The sequence below is a fragment of the Pseudomonas corni genome, from assembly GCF_057128765.1.
In genome coordinates, this window is the sequence record NZ_JBSKHW010000001.1 from 559,364 (window position 1) to 577,007 (window position 17,644).

18 protein-coding genes are annotated in these 17,644 nt (G+C 60.8%); 3 read left to right on the forward strand and 15 right to left on the reverse strand.

Annotation, left to right across the window (positions count from 1 at the left end):
• Positions 1-277: 277 nt before the first annotated feature.
• The 11 genes from ACWKV9_RS02500 to arsC form a co-directional block, all read right to left on the reverse strand.
• The gene (locus tag ACWKV9_RS02500; protein ID WP_483834499.1) at positions 278-1,090 is read right to left on the reverse strand and encodes an ABC transporter substrate-binding protein; all 813 of its coding nucleotides are present in this window, start codon (positions 1,088-1,090) and stop codon (positions 278-280) included.
• Between the two features lie 325 nt (positions 1,091-1,415).
• Positions 1,416-2,162 carry a PAS domain-containing protein gene (locus tag ACWKV9_RS02505; RefSeq protein WP_483834725.1) on the reverse strand — a complete coding sequence of 249 codons (747 nt, stop codon included), beginning with the start codon at positions 2,160-2,162 and terminating at the stop codon, positions 1,416-1,418.
• Positions 2,163-2,241: 79 nt separating this feature from the next.
• A complete protein-coding gene (locus ACWKV9_RS02510; RefSeq protein WP_483834500.1) occupies positions 2,242-3,501 on the reverse strand; it encodes an FAD-dependent oxidoreductase in 1,260 nt (419 codons plus the stop codon).
• A complete protein-coding gene (locus ACWKV9_RS02515) occupies positions 3,498-3,734 on the reverse strand; it encodes a (2Fe-2S)-binding protein (protein ID WP_483834501.1) in 237 nt (78 codons plus the stop codon). The genes ACWKV9_RS02510 and ACWKV9_RS02515 overlap by 4 nt, the downstream gene beginning before the upstream one ends.
• Entirely contained in the window at positions 3,722-4,849 is a 1,128-nt protein-coding gene (locus tag ACWKV9_RS02520; RefSeq protein ID WP_483834502.1) for an NAD(P)/FAD-dependent oxidoreductase, read from the reverse strand. Before ACWKV9_RS02520 ends, ACWKV9_RS02515 begins: the two co-directional genes overlap by 13 nt.
• Entirely contained in the window at positions 4,846-5,796 is a 951-nt protein-coding gene (locus tag ACWKV9_RS02525; protein WP_483834726.1) for a 4-hydroxyproline epimerase, read from the reverse strand. Before ACWKV9_RS02525 ends, ACWKV9_RS02520 begins: the two co-directional genes overlap by 4 nt.
• A 108-nt stretch (positions 5,797-5,904) precedes the next feature.
• On the reverse strand, positions 5,905-6,576 hold the full coding sequence (locus tag ACWKV9_RS02530) for a GntR family transcriptional regulator (protein ID WP_483834727.1): 672 nt from the start codon (positions 6,574-6,576) through the stop codon (positions 5,905-5,907).
• 104 nt (positions 6,577-6,680) lie between these two features.
• Positions 6,681-7,352: a DNA-3-methyladenine glycosylase I gene (locus ACWKV9_RS02535; RefSeq protein WP_483834503.1), complete on the reverse strand. Its 672-nt coding sequence runs from the start codon at positions 7,350-7,352 to the stop codon at positions 6,681-6,683.
• Positions 7,353-7,573: 221 nt separating this feature from the next.
• Entirely contained in the window at positions 7,574-7,990 is a 417-nt protein-coding gene (locus tag ACWKV9_RS02540) for a DUF2069 domain-containing protein (protein WP_483834504.1), read from the reverse strand.
• Positions 7,983-8,588: an NAD(P)H:quinone oxidoreductase gene (wrbA, locus tag ACWKV9_RS02545; RefSeq protein WP_483834505.1), complete on the reverse strand. Its 606-nt coding sequence runs from the start codon at positions 8,586-8,588 to the stop codon at positions 7,983-7,985. The genes ACWKV9_RS02540 and wrbA overlap by 8 nt, the downstream gene beginning before the upstream one ends.
• The gene (gene arsC, locus ACWKV9_RS02550; protein WP_483834506.1) at positions 8,585-8,938 is read right to left on the reverse strand and encodes an arsenate reductase (glutaredoxin); all 354 of its coding nucleotides are present in this window, start codon (positions 8,936-8,938) and stop codon (positions 8,585-8,587) included. Before arsC ends, wrbA begins: the two co-directional genes overlap by 4 nt.
• A gap of 127 nt (positions 8,939-9,065) precedes the next feature.
• Here arsC and ACWKV9_RS02555 point away from each other — a divergent pair, with 127 nt between their 5' ends.
• The gene (locus ACWKV9_RS02555; protein ID WP_483834507.1) at positions 9,066-9,533 is read left to right on the forward strand and encodes a TlpA family protein disulfide reductase; all 468 of its coding nucleotides are present in this window, start codon (positions 9,066-9,068) and stop codon (positions 9,531-9,533) included.
• Positions 9,534-9,714: 181 nt separating this feature from the next.
• On the opposite strand, the gene ACWKV9_RS02560 is transcribed toward ACWKV9_RS02555, so the two are convergent.
• The 4 genes from ACWKV9_RS02560 to ACWKV9_RS02575 all read right to left on the reverse strand — a co-directional run bounded on the left by ACWKV9_RS02560 (position 9,715) and on the right by ACWKV9_RS02575 (position 14,852).
• Positions 9,715-10,134, reverse strand: a complete 420-nt coding sequence (locus ACWKV9_RS02560; RefSeq protein ID WP_483834508.1) for an META domain-containing protein — start codon at positions 10,132-10,134, stop codon at positions 9,715-9,717.
• Complete coding sequence (locus ACWKV9_RS02565) at positions 10,131-10,568, reverse strand: hypothetical protein (protein ID WP_483834509.1); 438 nt, start codon at positions 10,566-10,568, stop codon at positions 10,131-10,133. Before ACWKV9_RS02565 ends, ACWKV9_RS02560 begins: the two co-directional genes overlap by 4 nt.
• A 194-nt stretch (positions 10,569-10,762) precedes the next feature.
• Entirely contained in the window at positions 10,763-11,746 is a 984-nt protein-coding gene (locus ACWKV9_RS02570; protein ID WP_483834510.1) for a 2-hydroxyacid dehydrogenase, read from the reverse strand.
• Between the two features lie 352 nt (positions 11,747-12,098).
• Positions 12,099-14,852, reverse strand: coding sequence for a response regulator (locus ACWKV9_RS02575; protein ID WP_483834511.1), 2,754 nt, complete (start codon positions 14,850-14,852; stop codon positions 12,099-12,101).
• 218 nt (positions 14,853-15,070) lie between these two features.
• Between ACWKV9_RS02575 and ACWKV9_RS02580 the strand changes: the two genes are divergently transcribed.
• The gene (locus ACWKV9_RS02580) at positions 15,071-15,811 is read left to right on the forward strand and encodes a response regulator transcription factor (protein ID WP_483834512.1); all 741 of its coding nucleotides are present in this window, start codon (positions 15,071-15,073) and stop codon (positions 15,809-15,811) included.
• Positions 15,804-17,168 (forward strand): HAMP domain-containing sensor histidine kinase, encoded by a 1,365-nt coding sequence (locus ACWKV9_RS02585; RefSeq protein WP_483834513.1) that lies wholly within the window; start codon positions 15,804-15,806, stop codon positions 17,166-17,168. The genes ACWKV9_RS02580 and ACWKV9_RS02585 overlap by 8 nt, the downstream gene beginning before the upstream one ends.
• Positions 17,169-17,644 lie beyond the last annotated feature (476 nt).

Here is a 17,644-nt window from a genome sequence, read left to right on the forward strand (position 1 = left end):
GCGCGCTCCTACAGGTCATGCGTTGCCGCAATCCGCGCAGATAACCCATTGCTCTGTAGGAGCGAACTTGTTCGCGAAGGCAGCGTGTCAGACGACGAATCAGGTGACTGATCCACTGCCATCGCGGGCAAGCGCGCTCCTACAGGTCATGCGTTGCCGCAATCCGCGCAGATAACCCATTGCTCTGTAGGAGCGAACTTGTTCGCGAGGCGTCTTAGCTGACACAGCGCAAAATCGGCTCGCCAACGAGTTGGCTCCTAAAGGTTATGCCTCTACCTCAGTAATAAACGCCCGGCACCGTCAGATCCACAGGCTTGCCGCCGACCCATTTTTCATACAGCTCGGCATAGCGGCCCGAGCGCACTTGCTGGTTCACGAACAGGTTCAGGTAGTGGATCAGCCCGTATTCACTGCGCTTGGCGGCCAGTGAAACGTAGTCGATGGTGTACGGCGCGTTGCCGGCGATTTTCAGGTTTTTGTATTTGCCGGACTTGATCGTCGCGGCAGCAACGGTGTTGGTCACCACTGAGGCATCAATGTGGCCCTGGGCGACGGCGAGGATGGTGTCGTTCTGAGTCTGGTAGGCGCGGAAGCTGCCGGTGCCCCATTTCTTCACGTCTTTTTCCAGTGCAATGGCTTCGAACGTGCCGCTGGTATTGCCTACCGGACGGCCCTTGAGGTCATCGAACTTCTCGATCTTGGTGTCATCGCGTGTCAGCACCACCATCTGGAAGGCGAAGTAAGGAATGCTCATCGCCACCGTTTTCGCCCGTTCCAGCGTGTCGGAGGTAGACGCCACGATCACGTCGGCGCGTCCGGACACCAGCGCCGGAATCCGGTCCGGGAATGGCGTTTCGACCACTTCGGCGGTCACGCCCAAAACCTTCGCCAGGTCGTTGCAATAGTCCACATCGAACCCGACCGGGGTGTTCTTTTCATCCCGCGAACCCATCGGCGGAAAGTCCAGGGTTACCGCGCAACGCAGCTTGCCGGAATCGATGATGTCATCGAGCTTGTCGGCCATGGCGGTGTTGATAACGCTAGCACTCATGACAGCGAGGAGGGCTACGGCAACAGCGTGGTTTTTCATAGAAGCCTCGTGGGATGCAGATGAGAGAACGGGCGGATAAGTAATTTCGTATACGATATTTACTTTGCATGGATTGTGCCTGTTTGGTCATCCAGTTCATGACTCGCGGTAGATCAGAGACTTAGCACAGGGCGTGGGATGGCGCAGGGGAGGAAGTGACTTTCGACTGTTACATAAAGGAGCAGCGGTGCTTCATTGGTGCACGTCAAACTTGGGGATATCGGTGATCTGTAGGAGCGAACTTGTTCGCGAGAGATTTCACGGAGGATCTCAAATCGCCTCGCGAACAAGTTCGCTCCTACAGAAATGCTCTATTTAAACGGTGCTAACCCTGCGACTCCCGAAACTGACTCGGTGAAAACCCCGTCAGCGCCCGAAACTGTCGGCTGAACGCGCTGTGATCGGTGTACCCGCAACGCAGGGCAATCTCGGTGATCGACACATCCTGCAGCAACAACCGCGACGCTTCCCCCAGCCGTGCCTTGTGGATCATCTGCCGGGGCGTCAGCTGGAAAATCCGTTTGCAGTGCCTTTCCAGCTGGGCGATGGACAATCCGGCAATCGCCGTCAGTTCTTCCAGCAAAATCGGTCGGGCGAAGTGCTGGCGGATGTAGGCATCGACCTCGACCAGCTTTTGATACGCCGGGTGCGTCGATTGCAGGGTTTGCAGGTCCCGTGAAATCCCGGCCAGACCGATGACCTCGCCTGCGTCATTGCGCAACGCCAGCTTGTGGGTGAGGCACCAGATCGGCTGATTGGCGTAATAAAGGTGCAGTTCCAATTGATCGCTGAGCTGTCGGCCGTCTGCCAGCACCCGACGATCTTGCGCGGTGTACAGCGGCCCGAAGCGCGCCGGAAACACTTCTTCAGCAGTGCGCCCCACCAGTTCGTGTTTGTGCTTGCAGCCCAGACGCTGGGCCAGGGTTTGATTGACCAGTGCGTAACGGGCCTCGGTGTCCTTGATGAAAAACACCACGCCAGGGATCGCGTCGAACAGCGGCGCTACCAGCTCAAGACTGGTCAGCAACTGATCGAGCGTGCGCGGGGGACTGGCGGGAATCAGATCAAGCATGTTCACGATGAGATCAGTGGTGGCGAAGGTCGAGCCGATCATGCTGCAACAGGGCGGCGCAGCACAATCGAGCGATGACTCAAGACAGCTCGCCACCTTCATCCAGGCACACCAGGGTTGCGATGCGCGCCGGGGTGAACGGTGGACGCAAACTCGGCGGCTCCCAGCCAAACAGCGTTTGTGCGGCGGTCGAACAGATCCGCCCCTGACAGGCGCCCATGCCGCAGCGGGTGTTGAGCTTGGCGCCGGTCCAGCCGTCGTGGGCAGTCAGCGCCGAAAACGGCACATCTTCACACCGGCACACCAGCGTGTCCGGTCTGGCCAGTTGCTTGATGTGCGGCCTCAAGGCGAAGGCACGATTCAACCGGTCAGCGAAGCGCTGCCAGCGTTGGCGCTCTGACCACAACGCTTGGGCCGGAGCGTTTTCGCCCACCGCTACTAAGCCGGCAATCCGCCCCTCGACCAACGCCAGTTCGCTGCCGCCGAAGCCGGTGCATTCGCCTGCTGCGTAGTGGTCCTCAAGGCCCGTGGCCTGCCACTCATCCACAGCAATAGCGCGATCCGTAATCCGGCAGCCCATTGCCTGACCTATCTCCACATTCGGCACCAGACTGAACCCGCAGGCCAGGCGTTCGCAGGGGATCTCTTCATCGCGATTGCCGACACGAATCCGTACTGCTTCCAGCCGATCACTGCCCAACGCCTCGACCACATAAGCCGACGTCCGATATTGCGAATTCCTGAGTCCTACCGCTTGCAGCGCCTTGCTTGGCCAAGCCCATAAGCCGCTGGCGAAACGGCTGACAGACGCAAGCGAAGCCTGCTCGGCGATGCGCTGAACCTTCGCACCGTTCAAGTGGGCAGTAGCGGCACTGGCCAGCAGCAGCGGCCCGGTTCCGGCGACCACCACACGCTCGCCCGCAACGGGCAGACCGCTTTTGATCAACGCCTGCAAACCTCCTGCGCCGGTCACGCCGGGAAGCGTCCAGCCCGGAAAAGGCAACAGCAATTCCCGTGCGCCGGTGCAGAGAATCAGCTTGTCGTAGCTCAAGATCCAACCGCGTTCGGCGTCTTCCAGCAGCAGCCGTTTGGCGCCTGCCAGGGCAACGACTTTCGTTGTGCTGTGCAGCTGAATATTGCTGTGCTCGCGAAGGCGTGCGCGCAGGGCGTGTGGTTGCGGCGGCAAATGCGCCTGAGGCCCGTCGCGCCAGATTTGCCCGCCCGGCAGCGGGTTATCGTCCAGTACGGCGATGGATATCCCACTAGGTGCTGCCGCCAACGCAGCGGCCATGCCCGCTGGCCCCGCGCCGAGGATTAGAAGTTCGACATGCTGGCTCACAGGAATGTCTCCACCTGCATGCCATCGCGGCAAAGTGTCTGACACGCCAGACGGCGCAGTCCGTCAATGCTCACCCGACATTCCTGACAGATGCCCATCCCGCACAACGGCGCGCGACGCTGGCCGCTGAGGGATGTGCGGCTGCATTGATCCCTTGAAGACATCAGCGCAGCGGCAACCGTAGTGCCATCGGCCACGCGCAGAGTCTGGCCGTCGATACTCAATTCAGGCATGGGACGTTGGCTCCAATGAAACGTTGGGGCAGAAACGGGGTGACATCTATAGGCGGCTTGCTGCGCAGCAATTGGGCTGCCAGTAATTGTGCCGTCCCAGTTGCTGTCGTAACGCCCAGACCCTCATGCCCGACTGCCAGCCACAAGCCGGGCTGCAAAGGATGTTCGCCAATCAGCGGCTGACCGTCGGGGCTGGCCGAACGAAAGCCGGTCCAGCTGCGGATGCCGTTCATCTCGCTTAAGTCCGGCAAAAACTCGGTAGCCCGACGCAGCATCCGACCGAGCATTTTGGCGTCGATGGCCGGGTCGTGGTTGTCGAATTGCCGCGACGAGCCGATGAACAATTGCCCCGTGGGGCGCTGCTGTACGTTGAACGCCACTGACGGGCCGGAACTGTTATGGGCGGCGGTGATGTAGCCCAGCTCCACCAGCGTGTGACTGATCTGAATCGGGTAGCGATCGGTGATCAGCAAGTGGCCTTTTTTCGGCTGCAACGGCAGGTCGGGGCACAGCTCGCGGGCATAGATTCCGCTGGCGAGGACTACGGCGGTAGCTTTGAGCTGTTCGCCGCCTGCCAGTTGCACGCGATTGCCACGTACTTCGACCACCTTCGCGGTGCGCTGCGTAACGCGTTTGGGCTGGCGCTGCAACAGCCAGCGCGCGGCATTGGGCGCATACAAAATGCAGTCACCCGTGACCCTCAAACCGCCAAACAAACCGGGGCGCAGCGAAGGCTCAGCGGCGGCCAAGGCCTCAGGACTCAACAACTCACAGGCCACACCGTAGTCGCGCAGCACCGATTGCTTGCGCTCGGCTTCGGCCATTTCCGCTTCGTTGCAGGCCAGCCACAGTGTGCCGTTGTTGCGCATGGCGCAGTCGTCCGGCAGTTGCCCTGCCAGCTCTCGCCACAGGCGCACCGAATATTCGCCCAGGGCCAGTTCGGCCGGATTGTCGTCCAGCACCACCAGATGGCCCATGCCTGCCGCCGTAGCAGCAGGGCGCTGGCAATCGAGCACCAACACTTCGAGGCCCCGGCTTGCCAGTTCATCTGCGCAGGCCGCGCCGATAATCCCGCCGCCGATGATGATTACGTCAGCGGCCTGGCCTTTGATCACGGGCGAATGCCCCAGGCGAACGGGTCGTCGGCGTCCAGCAATAAAGTGGCTTCGGCGCTGATGTAGGCGCGGCCGCGAATGGTCGGCACGATTCGGTCGCCAATCTGCCGCTCGCCGCCTTGCCACTCAAAGCTGCCTTCGAAACGGCTGCCGATGACGCTGGCCTGGTCCCAGATTTCACCCGGTTGCAGCTTGCCGTCTGCCGCCAGGCACGCCAGTTTGGCGCTGGTGCCGGTGCCGCATGGCGAGCGGTCGTAGGCTTTGCCGGGGCACAGCACGAAATTGCGGCTGTCGGCCTGATCGTCGCCTGCGAACAGCTCGATGTGGTCGATCACGCCGCCGTCTTCGCCACGAATGCCCTGGCTTTCCAGCGCCTGACGCACCGCCCAGGTGTAAGCGGTGAGGGCGTCGAGGTTGTCGTTGCTGACACTCAGGCCATGCTCGGAGATCAGGAAAAACCAGTTGCCGCCCCAGGCGATATCCCCGCTGACGCTGCCTATTCCCGGTACTTCCAACGCAAAATTTTTGCGATAGCGATAAGACGCCACGTTCTGCACGCTGACCGAACCGTCCTCATGCAGCAGCGCTTCCACGGTGCCCACCGGGGTCTCGATGCGATGCACGCCAGGGCCGATCTTGCCCAGATGCGCCAGCGACACGATCAGGCCGATGGTGCCGTGGCCGCACATGCCCAGATAGCCGCTGTTGTTGAAAAAGATCACCCCGGCTGCAGAGCTTGGGTCCACAGGTTCGCAGAGCAGCGCGCCGACCAGCACGTCGCTGCCACGGGGTTCGAGCACGGTGGTCGCGCGCCACTCATCGAATTCGTCGGCCAGCAATTGGCGGCGTTCGGCCATGCTGCCATTGCCCAGATCAGGAAACCCGTCGAGCACCAATCGGGTGGGCTCGCCGCCGGTGTGGGAATCAAGAATGCGGATGCGTTTCATAGGGTCACCCAGGCTGTAGGAATCGGTCACAGATTGGCGCTTGTTGCACCTGTGGTCTTGACCGATTTCCCTCCGACCGATGACGAAATCAGCACAGTGGTCAGTCGCTCATACTTCGCTGATGGTGGCGTTGGGCAGGTGCGCGTAGAGCGTGCGGCAGACGCCAATGATGTGGTGCTCGATCAGTTCGACGGCTTGTTCCACGTCCCGATCGGCACAGGCGCGCAGTATCTCGCGGTGTTCCAGATCCGCGCGCTCTTTGCCTTCGTCGAAACTCATCTGCACCCGCAGGTAGCGCTCAACCTTGTCGTGGATCGAGCGAATCATGTTCAGCAGGAAAGGGCGTTCGGCCGCTTCGTACAGACACGTGTGGAACGCCCAGTTCAGCTCGGCCCAACGGCTGATGTTGTCGTCACCGATGAATTCGTCGCAGATGGCGTTGGCCCGGGCGATATGCGCCGGGGTCATCTTCGGCACCGCCAAGCGAATGGCCTGGGTTTCAAGCAGCACCCGCACTTCAAAGATCTGCGCCAGTTCGGGTTCGGAAATCCGCGTGACTACCGCGCCCTTGTTGCGCTGGAACTGCACCAAACCTTCGGCCTCCAGGCGCTTCAGGGCTTCACGCACGGGGATTTTGCTGACGTTGAATACCCGGGCGATGTCGTCCTGGCGGATCGGCTCGTCTTCGGCGAACTGGCCGGAGATGATCGCGTCACGCAGGTGCTTGGAAATGACCTCGGACGCGGAGGGCGCAACGCCGAGGTTTGGAGCGTCTGTTATCTGGAAGGGCACGCGGGCAACTCAGGCAGTGGGGGAATGGCGAATATTGTATACGACCTCCCATTTGTTACACGCGCGCCGTTCGTTGCCGCTGGAAAAATGGATCAGTGGTTCACGGTATACGCCAGCATGGCCGACAACTGGCACAACGGGCGTCCACTTTGTTCCTGCCATTGGTTGAAGACGTCCTGCACGATCGCCTGGTCGCGCTGACTAGTGGGCACGCGATCAACGATGTTCTGAGCGTTGAGTGCCGCGACCACGTCCCAGGTCGGGATGAAGGTGTCTTTGCCGACCATGCGCAGGAAGCGCGGGGACGACAGGCCGCCCATTTGATTGCCGTGCTTGGCCAGATAACGCCACAGACCGACGATGTCGCTCACCGGCCAGTCGGCAATGAATGCGCCAAAACTGCCGTGGGATTCTTCGATGTCCAGGATCATCTGCGCATTGCGCGGCACGCTTTTGAGCTTGCCCAGGTGGCGAATGATGCGCTTGTCCTGCATCAGGCGTTCGAGGTGGTCAGCGCCCATGAGCACGACTTTTTCCGGATCAAACCGGTAAAACACCTCTTCGAACGCCGGCCATTTCGAATCAACCAGGCTGTGCTTCAGCCCGGCACGAAATACCCGCAGCGCCATGGTCGACAGGTAACGGTCGGCGCTGATGGCCTTGAGTTTTTTCGGCGTGGCGGGAGTCGGCAGATGTGCTTCGAGAGCAGCGGCGGAACCAAAACGATTGAGGCAGTATTCATTGAGCCATTTGTAATCTTGCATGCCCTCTCCAAAATAGATGTCGCCCTTCAGGGCCTCTTCGCGGACAGGTCCGCTCCCACAAGAAATGCGTGTTCATGTGGGAGCGGACCTGTCCGCGAAAGCGATTGCTTGCGTACATACGCCCCATCGCCGAACGCTGTAGGAGCGAATTTATTCGCGATGCGTCAGTAAATTTCATGAGGTGTGTTGCCTGTTCCGGCCCTTCGCGAATAAATTCGCTCCTACAGGGTATGTGTCTCGGCCAACTTGCGGTTGTACTGATACCGCCAACGCACATACAACAGCGCGCTGATGAACACCGCCAAACTCGCGAGCATTTCCAGCGCGCCGAACAGCGAGCGGTTGGGGTCGTAAACCGCGAGCGCGCCCTTGATGAAATACAGATTCACTGCAAAGCACGTCCACGAATGCCCGCGCGCGCTGCCCGTCACCATGCCGGGTGTGAGTAGCAGCAGCGGCACCAGTTCAATCGAAAGAATCACCCACGGACGAGCGCCATGCAGGTCGGCGAACACCAGGTAGTAAATCGTCAGTAACGCCATCAACCCGAAAAAGCACAGCAGCGCGGCGACCCGACTCCAGCGAACGCGGGGTTCGAGCCATGCCAGCGCGGGCAGTGCCTTGAGTTTTTTAGCCACGGGAGGGCGCCAGCAGCAACGCGGTTCTCGCAAGACGTTGACCGAGTGCGCGACACAAAGCCGTTTCGTGTTGATCCAGCGGGCGTTTGCCATCAGCGCCGGCGTGGTGACTGGCGCCGTACGGCGTGCCACCGCCAGTGGTTTCGATCAGCGCCGCTTCACTGTAAGGCAGGCCGGCGACCAGCATCCCGTGGTGTAGCAACGGCAGCAGCATCGACATCAGAGTTGTTTCCTGACCGCCGTGGAGACTGGCGGTGGAGGTGAACACGCTGGCCGGTTTGCCCACCAGCGCGCCGGTCAGCCACAGGTTGCTGGTGCCGTCGAGAAAGTACTTGAGCGGTGCGGCCATGTTGCCGAAGCGGGTCGGGCTGCCAAGGGCCAGGCCGGAGCAGTTTTTCAGGTCGTCGAGGCTGGCGTAGAGCGCGCCGCTGTCCGGAATGCTCGGCGCCGTCGCCTCGCAATCAGCGGAAATCGCCGGGACGGTGCGCAGCCGCGCTTCCATACCGCCCATCTCGATGCCACGGGCAATCTGCCGGGCCATTTCGCTGGTGGAGCCGTTGCGGCTGTAAAACAGGACCAAAATGTACGGCGCACTCACGGCAGGATCTCCAAGATTTTTTCTGGTGGACGGCCAATGACCGCTTTGTCGCCAGCGACCAGGATCGGGCGTTCGATGAGCTTGGGGTTGGCTGCCATGGTGGCGATCAGTTGATCATCGCTCAGGCTGGGGTCGGCGAGGTTCAGTGCCTTGTATTCGTCTTCGCCGGTGCGCAGCAATTGGCGGGGGCTGATGCCAAGCTTGCTCAGCAGATCGCGCAATTGCGCGGCGTCAGGCGGGGTTTCAAGATAGCGGACAATGGTCGGGGCCAAGCCGCGGGCTTCAAGCAGTTCCAGCGCGCCACGGGATTTTGAGCAGCGCGGATTGTGATAAAGCGTCAGATCGGTCATTTGCTGGTCGCATCTTGCTTGAGGTGGCGGCTATTCTACATTCGTGACGAGAAAGGCCAACGGGTAGCGTGGATTGGTCGCACTATCAGTGGCACTTCTGGAATAAGACAGAAAAGAGAGGCGGATCATGGCAAGGCGGTTGGCAGCGGCGGTACTACTGATCGGCAGTGTGTTGCTGAGTGGTTGCGGGGTAGACCTGGGCACTGATCAGAATGGCAAAAAGGTCGCCAGCGAGCGGGTCGATAAACACTGGCTCGTCGTCAATTACTGGGCCGAATGGTGCGGCCCGTGCCGGACCGAAATCCCGGAACTCAATAAATTGTCGAAGCAGTTGAAGGACCAGAAAGTGAGCGTGTTCGGGGTCAACTTCGACGGGCTGCAAGGCGAAGACCTGAAAACCGCCAGCAATGCCTTGGGCATCCAGTTCACCGTACTGGCCCAGGACCCGGCCGAGCAATACGATCTGCCCAAAAGCGAGGCACTGCCGGTGACCTACATCATCGACGACAGGGGCAAAGTGCGTGAGACGCTGATGGGGGAACAGACGGCAGCGGGCGTGGCGCAGAAAGTGACGGAGCTGAAGGCCAAGGGCTGACGTCGCTTCGCCTCTGTGGGAGGGAGCTTGCTCGGGATGGTTCTTTCTGAGTTCGGTGTGTTGACTGGCACACCGTCATCGCGGGCAAGCGCGCTCCTACAGAGTCCAGCGCTCATCAGTCTCCTGCATACCTACCCCATCGCGAGCAAGCTCCCTCCCACTGTTCAAAGTGTTCTGACCCTCAGCTTTCTTCCAGCCAGAACCGCAACGGCTTGCCTTCCGACGGCCACAACTGTAATTGCTCAACCGGGGAAATATCCCAGCGCTGAACTTTGGGCAGCGCCTGAAGGAAGCGTTGTTCCTGCTCCATCACCGCTGGAGTGCAGAGCTTGCGGGTGCTGCCGACCGGGCCGAAAGTGATGCTCTCGCCGTCCAGGCGATAGGGCGCAAACCAGTGATTGCAACCGGCGTTGCCGTACGCTCGACCGTCTTTGCCCAATGTCATGGTCATGTGGCTGTTGTCCATCAGCGGACGTTCGCCGATCCACTCCAGCAGATAACCTTTATCCCGTTGCACCCGTTCGGCGTCGGCGGTACATCCGCTCAACAGTGCCGCACTGACAAGAGCCGCATTCGTCATCAAAAAACCAAGCCGTTTCATGCCGCTTTTTTCCCGCACGCCGGACACAGGTGGTGCTCCCCTTCAACTTTCCAGCCGAGTTCGGCGATGCGCGCCTCAGCGGCAGGCTTTAGGGCTTTTTCGCCGTCTTTGCCTTCGACCATGAACTCGATGTCCTGGGTTTTGCCGCAGCCGTTGCAATTGACTTTCCAGGTGTGAATCGCCAGTTCCGTGAACGCCGGACCGTTAGCCACCGCGACCCATTGGCCGGGCGGATTGATCAGGTGGCGGACTTTTTCAACGGTCAGGCGCATGTGCAGGGTTTTGCTGCCTTTGACGGTGACCAACAGCACGTCGTCGTGCTTGATCGAACCGCCGTTGCCAGTCACTTGATAGCGACCAACGGCCAGGCTGCGGCACTCAATGAGGGTGTGTTGCGGGGTGAGCATGCTGTAACGAAAATCGTGTTCGGCCATGGGGGTCTCCAAATAGGCGCGCATGCTAACACTTTAGATTTAGGCGCTGCTTACTGCTTCTGCCCGGAGGGCGATCCCGGGACGATGGGATCAGGTGCGGTACCTGTGCGCGAAGACTATGGGTCAGGCGCGATGGATGTGTCGGATGTATTGGCCTCATCGCGGGCAAGCGCGCTCCTACAGTATTGGGCGTCTCACACCTGATTCTGCGGGTTTCCCGCCGCCCACGCGGTGATGTTATCCAGTGTGGTCTGCGCAATCGCGCCCAACGCTTCGCGGGTCAGAAAGGCTTGATGCGCGGTGATGATCACATTCGGAAATGTCAGCAGCCGTGCCAGCACGTCGTCCTGCAATGGCAGATCGGATCGGTCCTCGAAAAACAGCTTGGCTTCTTCTTCATACACGTCCAGCCCCAGATAACCGAGCTGGCCGCTTTTCAGCGCTTCGATCAGCGCAGGCGTATCCACCAGCGCGCCGCGCCCGGTGTTGATCAGCATGGCGCCGCGCTGCATGTGGTTCAGCGACTGAAAATTGATCAAATGCCGGGTCTGGTCGTTGAGCGGGCAGTGCAGGCTGATGATCTGCGACTGGGCCAGCAATTCTTCCAGCGGCAGATAACGCGCGCCCAAGGCTTCAACCTGAGGATTGGGAAACGGATCGTACGCCAGCAATTGGCAACCGAAGCCGTTCATGATTTTGGCGAAAGTCGCGCCGATCTGCCCAGTGCCGACCACGCCCACGGTTTTGCCGACCAAGTCGAAACCAGTCAAGCCGTGCAGGCTGAAATCGCCGTCGCGGGTGCGATTGTAGGCGCGGTGCAGATGTCGGTTAAGCGAGAGGATTAACGCCACCGCGTGTTCCGCCACCGCATGGGGTGAATAAGCCGGGACACGCACGACCGTCAGGCCCAGGCGCTGGGCGGTGCTGAGGTTGACGTGATTGAAACCGGCCGAACGCAGGGCGATCAGCTTGGTACCTCCAGCTGCGAGATGTTCGAGCACCGGCGCGCTGAGGTCATCATTGATGAAGGCGCAGACCACCTCGTAACCGTTAGCCAGCGCCACCGTGTCCAGGGTCAGACGCGCAGGCTGGAAATGCAGATCGACGTCCGCCGGAATCCGCGCGGCGAGAAAGCTGTCCTGGTCGTAGGTCTGGCTGCTGAAGATCAATGTGCGCATTGCAGTCATCCTTTATATGATCCCGGCCCCTCTGTAGGGGCGAACTTGTTCGCGAGGCGGTGTATCTGGCGGACCGCATTGGATGCCTCGCCAACAAGTTGGCTCCTACAGGGCATCGTGTGTTCTGAGAACCTGTGGGAGCGGACCTGTCCGCGAGGCGGTGTATCTGGCGGACCGCAGTGGATGCCTCGCCAACAAGTTGGCTCCTACAGGGCAGCGTGTTCTGAGAGCCTGTGGGAGCGAACTTGTTCGCGAGGCGGTGTATCTGGCGGACCGCATTGGATGCCTCGCCAACAAGTTGGCTCCTACAGGTACAGGTCCGCTCCCACGGGAAATCTGTCACCCACCAAAGTTACGCATGCACCCGCGCTTCCATCGCCACGCGGATGATGGCTTTGTCCAGTTCATCCAGCGCGGTATCGATTTCTGGGGACTCTTGCTTGAGCAGGGTTTCGCTGCGTTGACAGGCGGCGCGCAACTGCGGGACGCCGCAATAACGGGTCGCGCCGTGCAGCCGGTGGACGCGTTCGATCAGCGCAACATGGTCGTTGACGGTACGCGCCGCACGAATCGCCTCCCGGTCGGTGTCCAGCGAGGCCAGCAACATCGCCAGCATGTCAGCGGCCAGGTCAGCCTTGCCAGCTGCCAGGCGCAAGCCTTCCTCATGATCGAGCACTTGCAGGTTACCGGTGCCGTGGGCGAGTTCCGGGTGACGCTCCGGTGCCTGATTGCGCAGGGCCAACCCTGTCCATTTCAGCACCACCTGCGCCAGTTGCCGCTCACTGATCGGCTTGGTCAGGTAATCGTCCATGCCGCTTTGCAGCAGCGCGCGTTTTTCGTTGGCCATGGCGTGGGCGGTCAGCGCCACGATCGGCAGCGACGTACTCTGACGCTCGGCTTCCCACGCACGAATCGCCTCGGTCGCTTGTCGTCCGTCCATGCCTGGCATTTGCACGTCCATCAGCACCAGATCGAAGGCTTCGTCCTGGACCGCTTGCACGGCGGCATAACCACTGTCGACCGCCATCACCTTGGCGCCCATGTCCTCCAGCAGCGTTTGCACCAACAGCAGATTCGCCGGATTGTCGTCTACGCACAGCAGGCGCGGTGGACGGCTGTTCAGGGGCTCGGCTAATCCGTTGCGCTGCTGTTTGGGCTGGATCAGGTCCGACAGACTGCGCCGCAGCTTGCGGGTGCACGCGGGTTTGGCCTGCAATTGGGTGTAGGCGTCCGGGACCGACAATTGATACAGCGCCTGTTCGGTGGTCGGACACAGCACCAGCACTTTGCAGTTGAGGTTTTCCAGGTCCCAGATCTGCTGGCGCAGTCGCTCGGGCGGCAACTCATGGGCGGTCACACCCAGTACCGCCATGTCGATTGCGTGGGGAGTCTGGTGCACCACCGTCACACCATTGATCAGGTTTTCGAGGTTGTTGAACACCATCGGTTGCAGGCCGCAGTCTTCCAGCTGATGTTCCAGCGCCTGGCGAGCGAGGTCGTGATATTCCAGCACCGCGACCCGGCGTCCCAGTAGCGGCGGGGCGGGCAAGTCTTCTATATCGTCGCGGGTCTTGGGCAGGCTCAGGCTGATCCAGAATTCCGAACCTTCGCCGGGCTCGCTGTCGACACCGATTTCGCCGCCCATCTGTTCGATCAGACGCTTGGAAATCACCAGCCCCAACCCCGTACCGCCGGGCTGGCGCGACAGAGAATTGTCGGCCTGGCTGAACGCTTGAAACAGAGCGCGCACGTCCTGATTCGAGAGGCCGATACCGGTGTCCTGCACGCTGATGCGCAACTGCACATGATCGATCTGATCGTCTTCGATCATCGCGCGGGCGACGATGGTGCCTTCGCGGGTGAACTTGATCGCGTTGCTAACCAGGTTGGTGAGAATCTGCTTGAGTCGCAACGGATCCCCCACCAAGGAGAGCGGCGTGTCGCGATAAACCAGGCTCACCAGCTCCAGCTGCTTGGCATGGGCGGCGGGGGCGAGGATGGTCAGCGTGTCTTGCAACAGGTCGCGCAGGTTGAACGGAATGGTGTCGAGCACCAGCTTGCCAGCCTCGATCTTCGAGAAATCGAGAATCTCGTTGATGATGCTCAACAGGCTGTCGGCGGACTTTTCGATGGTGCCCAGATAATCGTGCTGACGCGGCGTCAGTTCGCTTTTCTGCAACAGATGGGTAAAGCCGAGAATGCCGTTGAGCGGCGTGCGGATCTCATGGCTCATGTTGGCCAGGAACTCCGATTTGATCCGGCTCGCCTCCAGGGCTTCCTTGCGCGCCAGATCCAGCTCGATGTTCTGGATTTCGATGGTTTCCAGGTTCTGGCGCACGTCTTCGGTGGCTTGCTCGATGTTGTGCTGCAATTCTTCCTGAGCGTTCTGCAACGTGGCGGCCATGCGGTTGATGCCCGAACCGAGTTCGTCCAGTTCATGGCTGCCCATCGGCGGCAAGCGCGCCTCCAGATTGCCGTCCTTCAATTGGGCAACGACGTGTTTGATCTGGGTGATGGGGCCGTTGATGGTGCGGCTCATGCGCAGCGCGAGAATCGCGGTCAGGATCAGCCCGGTGACGATCAGCAGCAAGCTGGCAAACAAACTGCGATAACCGCGCAATAAAGTACCGCTGTGGGAAAGCTCCAGTTCGACCCAGCCCAACAGTCGGTCAGCTTCCTGCGGCACGATATCGCCGGTAAGGTGGCGCTGGCGTCCAAATACCGGCATCAGGTAACGGGTGGCGTCATTGTCCGAGCGTTGCAGCAAGTGGGTTGTGTTACCGATCGGCGCCTGATTGATCATGCTCGGTCCGGCATGCGCCAGCACCTCGCGATCAGCGTCAAGGAACGACACCGCCCGGACATCGGCCTGCTCCAGCGTTTGTCCGGCGATCCGTTCGAGCAACGCTTTATCGCTGCGTGCCAGCGCTGCGGCGGACAGCGGCGCGAGGTCATTGGCGATCATCTCGCCGCGCTTGAGCAACTGAGCCTGCAGCTCAGAAAGCTGCATCCAGGTGAAATATCCCCCCAGCAACGCTGCCATCAAGCACGCCGGCACGATGGTCAGCAGCATTACCCGGCTTTTGATGCCCAGTTTGGTCAGCACACGTTTTCTCCAACAACCTGGCACACAATTAAGCAAAAGCTGCGCCACGCAGCCCTGTGCAGTCAGTAGTAATTGCGCAGTGTAGACAGTTGCCGGTCGGGAATCCCGGCAAATTGCCCAGCTATGGGAAAGGGCGACGGCGGCCCGCTGTCGGCGTGCCTTGCTCCTCCCAGTGCAATCTTGAATAATCGCGCCTTGAGAATCAGTCGCAGAAGCTAATGAATCCCGAATCGATTTACCGCCCCAGCGTACTCGCCATCGAGGATGACCCAGTGCTTGGGGCATTCGTCCACGATCAGCTGGATCGCTGGGGCTTTCAGGTCACCTGGTGCCAGAACGGCGCGGAAGGTCTGGCGACGGCCCAGCGCGAAACCTTCGACGTGGTGCTGATGGATATTTTGCTGCCAGGCATGAACGGTCTGGACATCCTCACGCATCTGCGGCGGGAACAGGCCACGCCGATCATCCTGATGTCGGCATTGGGCGCTGAGGCTGATCGCATCACCGGGTTTCGCAACGGCGCCGACGATTACCTGCCCAAGCCGTTCAGCGTGGATGAACTGCGCGTGCGCATTGAAGCGATTCTGCGCCGTGTGGCGCTGGAGCGGCGTTTCAACCTGGCATCGTCGTCGCCGCCGTCATTGCCGGAGCCGTCAGCCGATCAGCTGTCGTTCGATGAAACCCGTTGCGATGTGAGCTTCGCGGACCGGGCGGCTGAGTTGACCCGCAGCGAGTACCGCTTGCTGGAAACCCTTTGGCGCAATGCCGAAGAGGTCCAGAGCAAACCCTTCCTTTATCAGCACGTTCTGCAACGCGGGTATTCCCAACACGACCGCAGCCTGGACATGCACATCAGCCAGATTCGTCGCAAGCTCAAGGCCATCGGCTATGAAGAGCGGCAGGTCAGAACCGTATGGGGCAAAGGCTACGTGCTGACCGCAGTCGATCACGATGCGTAAGCGCTGTGTGTTGCCGGGCAGGCATTCGCTGTTCTGGAAGCTCGCCATATTGCTGGTGGGATTCTGTCTGCTGATGATCTGGCTGAGCTGGTCGTGGGGGCGTTACGTCGAAGATCAGAACGCCTATCTGTCTAAAGCCGCACACCAGACTCTGGCCGGTTATGCCGCTGACGCCGAGCAAGCCTGGCAGGCGGGTGGGGCGCGTGGCGTTGATGACTGGCTGCGGGAAGTCCGCCGTCATGAGCCCGGTTGGGTAGGGGTGATCGGTCGCGATCTGCAATCGTTGGGCAGTACGCCGCTGGATGACAAGCAGTTTCAGCGCCTGACCTTTTTGCGCGGTCTGGATTGGCCCATGAGTCGGCGCCAGCAAACCACGCCCTGGCTGAAGATCCCGTTTCCTGAGGATTCCAGCGCGGGCAGCCTGGTGATCGAGTTGCCTGAGCGCTTCAAGCCGGGACGCTATCTGGTTGTCTGGCGGCTGCTGACCAACGTCGTGATTCCGGCGCTGTTCACGTTATTGCTGTGTGTGGGGCTGTATCGGCTGCTGATCCGGCCGCTCAATCAGTTGCGTGAACAGGCCAACGCCTGGCGCGCAGACCGTCTTTCCAGTCGCCTGTCGCCGCAGTTGATCAAGCGTCAGGACGAACTCGGCGAACTGAACCGGGCGTTCGATCATATGGCTGAGCGGCTTCAGTCCACAGTGCTCATCCAGCAGCAGTTGCTGCGTGACATGTCACACGAGTTGCGTACGCCGCTGAGCCGTTTGCGCGTGGCGTGCGACAGCGAGCAGGGCGTGACCGAGTTGCGTGAACGATTAAGCCGAGAGATCGACGGCATGCAACGGCTGGTGGACGACACGTTGCAACTGGCCTGGCTCGATACTGAACGTCAAGCGCTGCCTTCCGAAGACATCCAGATTGTCGCGCTGTGGGAGATGCTGGTAGAAAACGCCTGTTTCGAAAGCGGCTGGTCACCCGAGCAACTGCGTTGTGAAGTGGAATCGTCCTGCTGGGTTCGGGGGCATTTGAATACGTTGGCTCAGGCCCTGGAAAATATCCTGCGCAATGCCATTCGTCACTCCCCGGCGCAGGGCATCGTCTGCCTGAGCGGCCGCAGGCGAGGCGACGACTGGCTGCTGTGGCTGGAAGATCAGGGCGGCGGCGTGGACGAACAAGACCTGGAACGCATCTTCGCCCCCTTCATCCGACTGGACGGCGCCCGCCCCGGCAACGGCGGCTTCGGCCTGGGCCTGAGCATCGCCCGCAACTCCCTGCGCCTGCAGGGCGGCGACATGTGGGCCGAAAACCGCGAGAAGGGATTGCGGATGAATATGCGCCTGCGCGCGCAGACGGTTTGACCAGTGGAAACGCTTCTGCCCGGAGGGCGTAGGAGTCCGGCTTGCCGACGATCTGCCGGGCACCGGCAGTAAAACCTGCGCGTGCGGTGTGTCAGTAAAACCGCGTTGCCTGATTCAGGGCCGCTGCGCAGCCCATCGCCTGCAAGCAGGGCTCCTACGCCTTCGGCAGAAGCGGATCTGAAGCGCAGACGAAATCGGGTCCGACGCCTTCGGCAGAGCGGATCTGAAACGCAGACGAAATCGGGTCCGACGCCAATCTGCTTCTGCTCGGAGGGCGTAGGAGTCCGGCTTGCCGACGATCTGCCGGGTACCGGCAGTAAAACCTGCGCGTGCGGTGTGTCAGTGAGACCGGGTGGCCTGATTCAGGGCCGCTGCGCAGCCCATCGCCTGCAAGCAGGGCTCCTACGCCTTCGGCAGAAGCGGATCTGATGCGCAGACGAAATCGGGTCCTACGCCTTCGGCAGAGCGGATCTGAT

Excerpts from the sequence above, each read along its gene's own strand:
- ACWKV9_RS02565 (WP_483834509.1), bottom strand. The coding sequence starts at position 10,568 with ATGGCCGAACACGATTTTCGTTACAGCATGCTCACCCCGCAACACACC.
- ACWKV9_RS02505 (WP_483834725.1), bottom strand. The coding sequence starts at position 2,162 with ATGCTTGATCTGATTCCCGCCAGTCCCCCGCGCACGCTCGATCAGTTG.
- ACWKV9_RS02525 (WP_483834726.1), bottom strand. The coding sequence starts at position 5,796 with ATGAAACGCATCCGCATTCTTGATTCCCACACCGGCGGCGAGCCCACC.
- ACWKV9_RS02570 (WP_483834510.1), bottom strand. The coding sequence starts at position 11,746 with ATGCGCACATTGATCTTCAGCAGCCAGACCTACGACCAGGACAGCTTT.
- arsC (WP_483834506.1), bottom strand. The coding sequence starts at position 8,938 with ATGACCGATCTGACGCTTTATCACAATCCGCGCTGCTCAAAATCCCGT.
- ACWKV9_RS02535 (WP_483834503.1), bottom strand. The coding sequence starts at position 7,352 with ATGCAAGATTACAAATGGCTCAATGAATACTGCCTCAATCGTTTTGGT.
- ACWKV9_RS02580 (WP_483834512.1), top strand. The coding sequence starts at position 15,071 with ATGAATCCCGAATCGATTTACCGCCCCAGCGTACTCGCCATCGAGGAT.
- ACWKV9_RS02585 (WP_483834513.1), top strand. The coding sequence starts at position 15,804 with ATGCGTAAGCGCTGTGTGTTGCCGGGCAGGCATTCGCTGTTCTGGAAG.
- ACWKV9_RS02500 (WP_483834499.1), bottom strand. The coding sequence starts at position 1,090 with ATGAAAAACCACGCTGTTGCCGTAGCCCTCCTCGCTGTCATGAGTGCT.
- ACWKV9_RS02515 (WP_483834501.1), bottom strand. The coding sequence starts at position 3,734 with ATGCCTGAATTGAGTATCGACGGCCAGACTCTGCGCGTGGCCGATGGC.
- ACWKV9_RS02555 (WP_483834507.1), top strand. The coding sequence starts at position 9,066 with ATGGCAAGGCGGTTGGCAGCGGCGGTACTACTGATCGGCAGTGTGTTG.
- ACWKV9_RS02560 (WP_483834508.1), bottom strand. The coding sequence starts at position 10,134 with ATGAAACGGCTTGGTTTTTTGATGACGAATGCGGCTCTTGTCAGTGCG.